Source organism: Verrucomicrobiia bacterium, from assembly GCA_035946615.1.
Classification (GTDB): domain Bacteria; phylum Verrucomicrobiota; class Verrucomicrobiia; order Limisphaerales; family UBA8199; genus DASYZB01.
This window is the reverse complement of sequence record DASYZB010000145.1, coordinates 1-9,785: the sequence shown is the minus strand read 5'-3', so window position 1 is coordinate 9,785 and position 9,785 is coordinate 1. Positions and strand designations below refer to the sequence as shown.

5 protein-coding genes are annotated in these 9,785 nt (G+C 59.0%); all 5 read left to right on the top strand.

Translation table 11 applies throughout. The features are described from left to right. The first annotated feature begins 754 nt into the window (after positions 1 to 754). From VG146_21100 to VG146_21080, 5 genes are read left to right on the top strand one after another with little or no spacing between them, the layout of a single operon-like run. Positions 755 to 1,669, top strand: a complete 915-nt coding sequence (locus VG146_21100) for a hypothetical protein (protein HEV2394855.1) — start codon at positions 755 to 757, stop codon at positions 1,667 to 1,669. A gap of 5 nt (positions 1,670 to 1,674) precedes the next feature. After that, the gene (gene tssK, locus VG146_21095; protein HEV2394854.1) at positions 1,675 to 3,057 is read left to right on the top strand and encodes a type VI secretion system baseplate subunit TssK; all 1,383 of its coding nucleotides are present in this window, start codon (positions 1,675 to 1,677) and stop codon (positions 3,055 to 3,057) included. After that, on the top strand, positions 3,054 to 3,812 hold the full coding sequence (locus VG146_21090) for a DotU family type IV/VI secretion system protein (GenBank protein ID HEV2394853.1): 759 nt from the start codon (positions 3,054 to 3,056) through the stop codon (positions 3,810 to 3,812). The genes tssK and VG146_21090 overlap by 4 nt, the downstream gene beginning before the upstream one ends. Before the next feature lie 12 nt (positions 3,813 to 3,824). Next, on the top strand, positions 3,825 to 7,259 hold the full coding sequence (locus tag VG146_21085) for a type VI secretion protein IcmF/TssM N-terminal domain-containing protein (protein HEV2394852.1): 3,435 nt from the start codon (positions 3,825 to 3,827) through the stop codon (positions 7,257 to 7,259). After that, on the top strand, positions 7,244 to 9,490 hold the full coding sequence (locus VG146_21080) for an SUMF1/EgtB/PvdO family nonheme iron enzyme (GenBank protein ID HEV2394851.1): 2,247 nt from the start codon (positions 7,244 to 7,246) through the stop codon (positions 9,488 to 9,490). Before VG146_21085 ends, VG146_21080 begins: the two co-directional genes overlap by 16 nt. The last annotated feature ends 295 nt before the right edge of the window (positions 9,491 to 9,785 follow it).

Here is a 9,785-nt window from a genome sequence, read left to right as displayed (position 1 = left end):
CATCCGAACTGAATCAAACCAAATCTCACCAAATGTAACTGCAACCCGCGGCGGTCCCGATAGCCCAACCGTCCTCTTCCTCCGTGCCCCCGTGGTTTAGTCCCCTCCTGTTCAGTCTTCCCACCGACCCGCCCACCGGTCACCGGTTGCACCAAATTGCAGTTAGTTGCGCGAAATTGCAGCAAATTGCGCCAAATTGCACTTCGCTCATTTTGCCCCACCCCTTCCGTTGTCTATCGGCCATTGGTTATTGGCCAGTGCCTCCCCCCCAGTCTGCTCTTCCCCAAAAAACCGGAGTCAACCTGTGGTTTGTCTCCCCCCCCGACTTTCTTCTTTCTTTGCGTTCTCTACGTTCCTTCGCGGCAACTTCCTCGGATAGCCTCGGATAGGGTGAAGACATATGAAAACCACCACCGCCTCGATCTGGCCCGGACCTACCAACGCCCGGACCGCTCCTCCCCAAGCTCCGATCCTTGGATGTTCAAAGTTGAATGTTCGATGTTCATACAATGAACAACCACACGCGCTCTCCATTCAACCCGCGCCCACCTCTCTCGATTTCGGTAACCATTCGCTAACCATGCTGCGGACTCTGCCACGCCCCCACCCGCCCCGGCGGCGTTTGCCTGTTGACATTCCATCTTCCTTGGATTGAACTAAGGAATAATCCAGCGAGCTTTTGCCGCCTCCGGACAGTCTCGGCGCAATCGAGGATGAGTGGAGTTTTGTGCGGACAAAAGGGTCGCTGAAATGTATGGAATCGCACCTTTCTGAGGAAGCATTGTGGGCCGCCTCCCTGGCGGCCCGCCTGCGCCTTGTGCAGGCCAACTTTGCCGACGACGATGGCGCGGCAAGGCGTGACTTCATTGCCCAGGAGCTCGAGCGCGCTTTGAAAGGGTCCGTCCCGGAGAAACGCAAGGCCCTCCTGGAAGCCCTGGCACTCAGGTTCCCAACCTGCCACGGCGGCGCAGCTCCCACCATCGTTCAGGTTGCTGCCCCGGGCCAGGAAACCCCTCTGACCCCCGAACAACTCCTCGAACGTCTCCTGGAACTGCTTCCTTCCCTGCCGGCTGACCTGCGCGCACAATTTACCAATCGCCTCAAGCAGGCCGGGCTTATCCCAGAGCAGACCGACGGCGCCATTCAGTTGACCCCCGAGTTGCACAAACGCCTCGGCCTCGATGGGGCTCAAGCCTTCGGAACCCAGCGCGCGGGCAAGGCCTTGACCATGCTCTTTGATATGGTCCTGACCCTGGACCAGCTCGTGTGGACTTTGTGGAAGCAGGTCGCCCCCAAATCCATGGTGCGACGAGAAGGGGACCTGGCGAAATTATCGGGTCAGTACCTGGCCGGCAGCCAGGAGGTCTCCACCGCGCAATTGCTCCAACTCCTGGAACGCAGCCGCAAACTGGTAGCCGGCTTGCTCGGGGCCGTTGGCCGCGCCGGCACCTCCTACGCGCGCGAGCGGGCCAAACTCTTCGACCCCGAGGCGATAGAAGCCGCCGCCCGCAGCGAGAAAAAAGTCTTCGAGAGCCTCGAGTATGCCTGCTGGCGCAAATACGTGCAGCTTTGCAAGGAGTATGGCGCCGAAGCCGCCATCGAGAAAAGTCTCCAGGAATCCATGGCGCGCGCCGCCGAGACCCTCATCATGGGCCGGCCCATGGGTTAAAACGTATGTCTGTAGAAATTCATTGGCACGAAGGGTTGTTCCTGCAGCCACACCATCTGCAGCGGATGCAGAAAGGCGTCCAGGAGAATGTCCAGTCCGAGCGCAAGCTGGCCTGGAGTTACCCCTATGGCCTGATCGAAGCCCGCCTCTCCCGGGATGAACTCGAGAACATGCGGATTCGCTTCGACCGTCTCCGGGCCATTATGCCCAGCGGCCAAATCATCGATTACCCCGATATGGCCGAGTTGCCCTCGCTCGATATCAAACAGGCCCTCGCCAAGAGCGCCGCTGGCTTCCGGATTTTCCTCGGTGTCCCCTTATGGCAAAACGCCCGCGCCAATACCGTCAAAATCGGCCCTGACTCCGACACCCGCGCCAAACTCCTCTACCGCATCGGCGAGGTCGAGTGTACCGACGAAAATACCGGCGAGAACCCCAAGCCCGTCCAGATCCGCAAAATTAACTCGCGCCTCATGTTCGAGCACGAGGATACCGCAGATATGGAACTGCTCCCTCTGATGCGGGTCTTGCGCGCTGCCGGCGATGAGGTCGGCCTGCCTCGCCAGGACCCCGAGTATGTCCCCCCCTGCTTTCTGCTTTCCGGTTCGCCTGTGCTGCGGGAGATCGTGCGAGACCTCGTCAGCCAGGTCGAGGCCAGCCGCAAGGAATTGGTCGTCCAGTTGGCCCGGGGCGGCTTCAGCCTCGAAACCATGCGCGGAGTCCAGTTCGAGCAATTGATGCGACTGACCACCTTGAACCGCGCAAGTGGCCGGCTGCCTTCCCTGTTTCAAGCCCAGAACGCAACACCGTTCCTGATGTATGTCGAATTTCGCGGGCTCCTGGGCGAACTGGCCGCCTTGCACCCGGACCGGGACGAATTCGATGCCTCTCCATACGACCACGATAATCCGCTGCCGGTCTTTAAGGAGCTTTCATCCAAAATCCGCTCGTTCCTCCGCGGAGCCGTGGCGCCAAGCTACCTCAAATTGGCTTTCAAAGAGCTCAACGGCATTTTAACCGCAACCCTCCTGCCCGAGCACCTGGCCCAGCCCAACGCCTATTACCTGGGCATTAAGTCCAAGCTGGACCCGCTCCTCCTGGGACGCTACGTGGAAGACGGCGACAAATTCAAGCTCATGCCCCAGAGCCTGGCCACCCGCGCGATTCGCGGCATCGCCTTGAAAGAGGAGCGCCATCCCCCGCTCGAATTGCCCGCACAATCTGACCTGCATTACTTCCGCCTGGACCGCACTGCGAGCGAACGGATGTGGCAGCAGGTCGCCTCCGAAAAATCTACCACGATCCGCTGGACCGGCAGCGAACTGGATTGGTCCGGAGCTGAATTTACCTTATACATGACCGTGCCTTCGGGCGCGCCCAAACCATGACACTCCTGGAATTAACCGAACCGCTCTTTCAATACGTTTGCCGGCTCAATCGCGTTGGCCGCAAGTCCGGCGTCGCCCCGACCGGCGAAACCACCTTCTTGACCAAAGGCGCCGCCCTGCCGCGCGGCGTGAGCCTCGATTACGCGGTCGTCCGCAGCGAGATCAAAGCCATCTTCGAGGACATGCAGCAACGGGCCGCGAGCGACTTCCGCCTGAGCAGCCAAATCAAAAAAGTCGAACTCCCCCTCCTGTTCTTCGTCGATGCTATCATCTCCGAAAGCGGCCTGCGCTTTGCCGCGCAATGGAATCAAAATCGCCTGGGATACGAACGCAATGAATTGGCCGGGGACGAGAAGTTTTTTGATTTGCTCGATGAGGATTTAAAGGACTCGAGCGACGAGGCCTCGGAGCGGCTGGCGGTGTTTTATGTCTGCATCGGCTTGGGTTTCAGCGGGATTTACTTCCGCCAGCCCGAATTGCTGCGCAAGACCATGTTCACCATCGCCCCGCGCATCAAGCGCTGGCTGGAAACCGATGAAATGGCCAAAATGTGCCCCGATGCCTACGAAGGCGTCGATACACGGGACCTGACGGAGCCCCCGAGCCGCAAGGTGTTGGTCATCAGCATGATTTTTCTCGCCCTGATTTTTGCCTGTGTCGCCTCCTATGTCTGGCTCTACCACAGGGCCAGGGCCGACCTCAATGATTCCTTCGCCGAGATCGCCAAACACCAGATCACGGCACAGCCCAAGTAACGCTTTTGTAGTATGGATAAATTCTCGAACTTGCCTTCACCGATAAAATGGTTTCTTGGGGCCACCGGCATTGTTGCCCTGGTGGGAGCCGGCGGCGCAGCCGGAAAAGGGAGTTGGAAACTGCTGTTGATATTTGCCGCCGTTCTTGTGGGTTTGCTGCTGCTTTTCGTGGGCGGCTATCTCTTGTGGCATTATTGGCAGCGCAAAAAGCAAAATGCCCGCCTGCGCGGTGAGTTGCAGCAGAGCACCACCGCCACTCCCCGCGGCATCTCGGCCACCGACATGGCCAAACTCGACAGCCTCCGCAAGAAATTCGAGGATGGGGTCGAGGCCTTCCGCTCGCGCGGCAAGGACCTCTACACCCTTCCCTGGTATGCCATCATCGGCGAACCGGGCTCGGGCAAAACCGAGGCAGTCCGCCATTGCAATGTGGGCTTCCCTCCCGGGATGCACGAAGGAGACAACGACACCGGCTATATGGGAGCGGGTGGAACCATTAACATGAATTGGTGGTTCACCAACTATGCCGTGTTGCTCGATACCGCTGGGCGTCTGGTCTTCGAAGACGTCAAGCCCGGCGAAACCAGTGAGTGGAAAGAGTTCCTCAAACTGCTCAAAAAGAACCGCCCTTATTGCCCCATTAATGGCCTGCTTCTGGTCATTCCCTCCGACAGCCTCATTAAGGACTCGGCCGACCAGATCGCCGCCAAGGCCGGCAAGATCGCCCAACAACTCGATGTCATTCAGCGCGTGCTGGATTTCCGCTTTCCGGTCTATGTTGTCATTACCAAGAGCGATAAGATCAACGGATTTCGCGAGTTCTTTGAAGGGTTGACCGACCCCCAGTTGCAGCATCAAATGCTCGGTTGGGCAAACCCCGAGCCGCTGGATTCACCGTTCAAACCCGAGATGGTCGAGAAGCACCTTGGCGTGGTGGCCGAGCGCCTGCGCCGGCGGCGGTTGGGTCTGATGCGTGACCCGGTGGCTGAAAGCGCTCCACGGCGCACCGATGAAGTCGATTCGCTCTATGCCCTGCCCAACAGCCTCCTGATGCTGGCCCCGCGCCTGCGTCGCTACCTCGAAACCATCTTCATGCCCGGTGAATGGTCTGCCAAACCGCTCTTCCTTCGCGGGATTTATTTTACCTCATCCATGCGGGAAGGCGCTGCCTTGGACCAGGAACTGGCCGAGGCGATTGGGATTGCCGCTGACGAACTGCCCGAAGGCAAGGTCTGGGAACGGGACCGGGCGTATTTCCTCCGGGACCTGTTCATGGACAAAGTGTTCAAGGAAAAGGGTCTCGTCACGCGCGCGACCAATACCAGCTCGATGTTGCGCCAGCGCCAGATGCTCCTTTATGCCAGTTGTTTCGTGGCGCTGATGGTCTTTGTTGTCGTCGCCTGGATCGGCATGCGCACCGTGCGCAGCCAGGTCAAGGACCGCGCTGATTATTGGGCCGCTGCCAAAGATACAGGATGGGATGACAAGGGCCTCTGGAACCGCTCGCTCTTCCGGCTCGAAGATGAAGGTAACTATTCCCTCGTCACCAACCGGTTCACCTTCGCGGACCAGAAAATGACCTTGGGCGAGTTCCACGAAAAACTCCGTGAGTTGTCGGAGAATGAAATTCAAGGGCGTTGGACCTCGCCGGGCCTGGCTGCGAGCTATAATCGCGACAGCAAACACGCCCAGCGTGTCATCTTCGAGACGGGTGTCCTTAAGCCGCTCCGCGACGCCCTCGATAAAACCATCCGCAACCCGGCTTTGGCTGCCATGCCCGATAAACTGCCGGACGCCCTGGCAGGCTTGATTCGCCTGGAATCGGACGTGCTCTCCCGGCGCGCCGGCGATACGGTTGAGATGGATAGCCACGCTGCAGCCAGTTTCCTGGGGCTCTTCTCCAAGTACGTCACCGGACAGAACGCCGCGGACGATACGAACCTCGTGGCGAGCATGGCCTGGACCTACTCCTCGAACCGCTTTGGACAAGGCGTCTGGCCACCTGCCTGGCTTTCTGAGACAACCACTAATCATGGCGTGGCCACCAATTCCCTCCTCCAGGCCGGCCTGGATTCTTGCATCCGCACCGCCACCAACACCATCCGCAACGTCGCCACCAACTGGACTCAGATTGCCGACCTGCGCGCCACCTTCGATACTTTCAATCGCGCCGAGAAAGATTTCTTTAGCGCCTCCAAAGCGGCAGACGCTGACCGCGCCAGAAGCGCCCTGCAGACCTTGCGCAATAGCAGCGCCAAAATCGAGCCGCTCCTGGCTCAAGCCGCCAAAAATGAACTCTTCAAGTCTGCCCTCCTGTTCAATGCCGCCCGGCAGACCTACACCAATCAAATCATGACTTACGCCTGGGGCGCCTTTGAAAAGATCGACCACGCCAATACCAATGCATTGCGCAAACATCCCGATTACCCCGTCTTTGCCCATGTCTCCAACCGCTTGGCGGCCACGAAAGCCTCTTTTAGCTCGAACCTGGCCAATATGATTTCCGCCAATGACATCGCGGACTTTAACCGCTTGGATGCGGAATTTTTGGCGGTATCTGGAAATCGGAAACTCTTTGAACAGCGTTTCAGTCTCTATGATCGCGCCGCCAAACTCTCCGATGACAGTTGCTACGCCAATGTGACCCTGCAGGAGTTGCCGGCCAAGCTGGATCAGGTTGTGGCCGAGCGCGCCGATTTGCAGAAGGCATTCAAGGCGTACGCCGGTTATGCCAGCAACGACGTGGCGGCTGTGGGTGATTTCTATCTGGATGCGTTGTTTGCCGATGCATTCCGCATCGAGGCCGGCAAAGCAGTGGCCCCCGTTGCCCTGTTCCCCTTGGTTCAAAGCTCCACCCAAATACTGCCTGCCGCAAGCCTCGACCCCGCATCCAAACTGTTGCAAGGCATTGCCTCGGATTTAGCAACTCTGCAGGGTTCGGGCGTTAAAGGCACTTCGGCCTGGGGCCCCTTTGTCACGCGGGTCCATGGGTTGAGCAAAGTCGCCTCGTCCCTCAAGGGGAAAGAGGGCGAACCGCTTTCCTGCACCATTACTCTGCTCAAGCCCGATGATGACGCAAAAGAGGAGGAAAAGTTGTGGCGAACCAGCCTGCGCTTAATCAAGCTGTCGCAGGAGGGAGTGCCCGCCAGCCTCATCAAACTCCAAATCGATGAAAACCAGGAACTCGGCAAAATCACCGTCGCCAAACCGTGCAGCTTCCAATTGTATGAGGCCCCGGACCGCGAGGCCCAGGTGTTGAGCGATTCGGGCGAGTGGAGCCCGCTAACTTTGCTCTTTAAGTATGGAGGAAAACCTGCTGGCGATGCCCGAACCTGGGTCGTGCCCAGGAATTTCAATCGCTCTGGCGACCCGCGCGCCAGCGTTATGCGATTGAAACTGGTTTTCAGCCAGCCTTTGCCCGACCTGAACCAGTGGCCAAAGGATTAGGCCGGGCGCAGGGGATCATGAGCCAATTTTTCAAAAGATTCTTAGCTGAGGACGCTTCGCGCCTCGATCCGGGCAGCGACCGTTTCCTCGGGTTGGGCGCTTTTGGCAAGCACCCGGGCTGGGATGATCATATCGAAGACCTTGGGTTGGACAGCGAGAGCCTGGTTTTGGCCAAACGCACGCTGTACGTCCAGGGCGTTGGCGGCCAGATCGACACCGGCGCTTGGGAGAAGCTCAAGCCCGCCGAACGCATCGAGGAATTCAACCACGTTTTTCTGTGGCAGCGTTCCGGGCAATTCCTCGTCGGCCGGATGTGGTCTTCGAGCGACGGCAAAGGGCGCACGCGCTACCCGATGGTTGTCTGCGCTCATTGTATTGGCGCGCCGGCATCGTGGGGTATCGAACAGGTGTTGCCCCGGCTGCAACAGGTCGAGCAAGCCTGCAGGGCAACCAACAGCGCCGCCGAAGTGCGCAGCATTTTAACCCGGTATCGCGCGCAGTTGCAAAATGCGCTGACAGGGGCAAATCCCGCCGCTGAATCCCCGTTAGTGGACAGCCAGGCCCGAACCCGATTTGTCAACGAAGCCGCTTTCGGGCCTGACCAGCAGGGCTGGTTCCGCGCCCTGTACCACCTGCAAAACCAGATGGCCTCTTACAGGCCGGGCAATTTCGACATGCGCGGCGATTTCTCCGGGTTGCGTCCGCAGCACATGCGGGTGCCCGCAGGGGCTTTGGGTTTTGAACCCAGCGTGCTGCTCTGGAGCCGGCTGCTCGGTATTCGGGTGGACCGTTTTGTGCCTTGCCTCTTTATTTCCTCTCCGGCTGGGCCCTGGCTGGACGTGATTGCCGGCGAACCCTCAAGCCACGAGTTCTTTTGCCTGCGCTCGTTGCCCGCAGCGTTGCCTCTGGTCACCGATGTCCCGTATGAAATGGACGAGCCCTTTAAGGCCAAAGCCAGGAGCGCGCTAGCCGAATTTCAGAATGGCAAGAGCTTTGCCGACCTGGGCCGAGCCGAAGAGGACCAGCCTTCAGAAAGCGAATCAGGCGGCTGGATTTCCGCCACCGCCCGATGGTTCCGAAAGGGCAAAGGCATCAAATTGTTTCTGGCGCTCTGTGGCGGAGGAATCCTTTTGGGAGGCGGCGCGGCTTTGTTCCTGCGCAATGCGCCCGGAAAGGGCGAACACTCCTACATGCCATCGCCCCCCACTGCCGCAACTACCGCCAGTAATAAACCAGGGATTGAGAAACCTCTCGCGCTTCCGCCCGATGCTGCGCTCACCCAGAAATCCAATGCGCCGGTTCAAGGCGCACCGGGCGAGCCACACGAAGCGCTCGCCAGCCAACAGGCGCCCAAACCCGTGTCAGCGCCGGTGCTCAATACAAACGTCCAGTCCATAGCGCCGCTTCAAACAAACGCCCAGCTTGCTCTTGCAAAACCTGCGCCCGACCAGCCTGTGCCCGCTGCGCCCGCGCCTGTTACCCAGTCTGTTCCCCACGAACTTGTGGTTCTGGCGAGTACTGCCCCCGGCGCGGTTGGAGCTGCAAGTGCCCCCTCCGTGGCGCCTGCCTCTCTACCAGACTCCAGGGACTCGGCAACCGCAGCCGCCGCTTCCGCCCTGCGAAAGGTTTTAACCAACAGCATCGGAATGGTTTTGGTTTGGATAGCAGGGCTGCCCGGCACCGCTCAGGGCGGCTATGTGGCTAAATACGAAGTTACCCAGGAACAATTTGAACGGGTCATGGGAACCAACCCCAGCCAGTTCAAAGATGCCGTGCAGCCGGTGGAAAATGTCACTTGGACTGAAGCGGCTGAGTTCTGTCGTAAACTCACCGCCTCGGAGGCCAACGGGGTTGCCTTGCCCGGCGGCTTTGTTTATCGCCTCCCTTCGCAAGCGCAGTGGGAATTCTTTCTGGGCGACGCCCGGTTCGAAGACGCCATTACCAGCCGGCTTGCGCCGCGCCTTTCCCCATCACCGGTCGGCAGCCTCGCAGCTAATCAATTCGGCCTCTTCGATGTTTTGGGTAATGTCTGGGAGTTCTGTTCCGATTCCGACCTCACCGGCAAAATATTGAAAGGCGCCGCCTATAATAACCGAAAGCTCTTCGGGGAAAAAGCGTCGGAATGGAAGCCGCTCGAGCGGACCACCCCCAGGCGGCTTGCATCGGACGCCCGCTCGCCCGACGCCGGCTTCCGTTGCATCGCAACGATGAAGGGCAAGGATGAAGGGTGATTTTAGATTTTTGATTTACCCGGACGCTTTGCCAGCGGGCAATAGAAAATCACAATTCAAAAATGTCAAAACACCTTCATCCTTAACAAGAATCGGCCTCGAGTGCCCGTTCCGGACCCGATTACCTGCTTCCCTAAAAACTAAGGGCAATGGGGTCAACACCCCATTGCGGTATCGCCTTGGCCGTGTTAATGAGGAGACGCCGTAAAAGCCTGCCTCATGCAACCGATGGGCAAATGTGAACTGAAGTGCCAGCAACAGGCCGGTTCTCCAGGCCGGTTCTCCAGGCCGGTTC

Bases quoted from the DNA above. Each gene is read 5' to 3' on its own strand.
- VG146_21085 (HEV2394852.1), top strand. From the start codon at position 3,825: ATGGATAAATTCTCGAACTTGCCTTCACCGATAAAATGGTTTCTTGGG.
- VG146_21100 (HEV2394855.1), top strand. From the start codon at position 755: ATGGAATCGCACCTTTCTGAGGAAGCATTGTGGGCCGCCTCCCTGGCG.
- tssK (HEV2394854.1), top strand. From the start codon at position 1,675: ATGTCTGTAGAAATTCATTGGCACGAAGGGTTGTTCCTGCAGCCACAC.
- VG146_21090 (HEV2394853.1), top strand. From the start codon at position 3,054: ATGACACTCCTGGAATTAACCGAACCGCTCTTTCAATACGTTTGCCGG.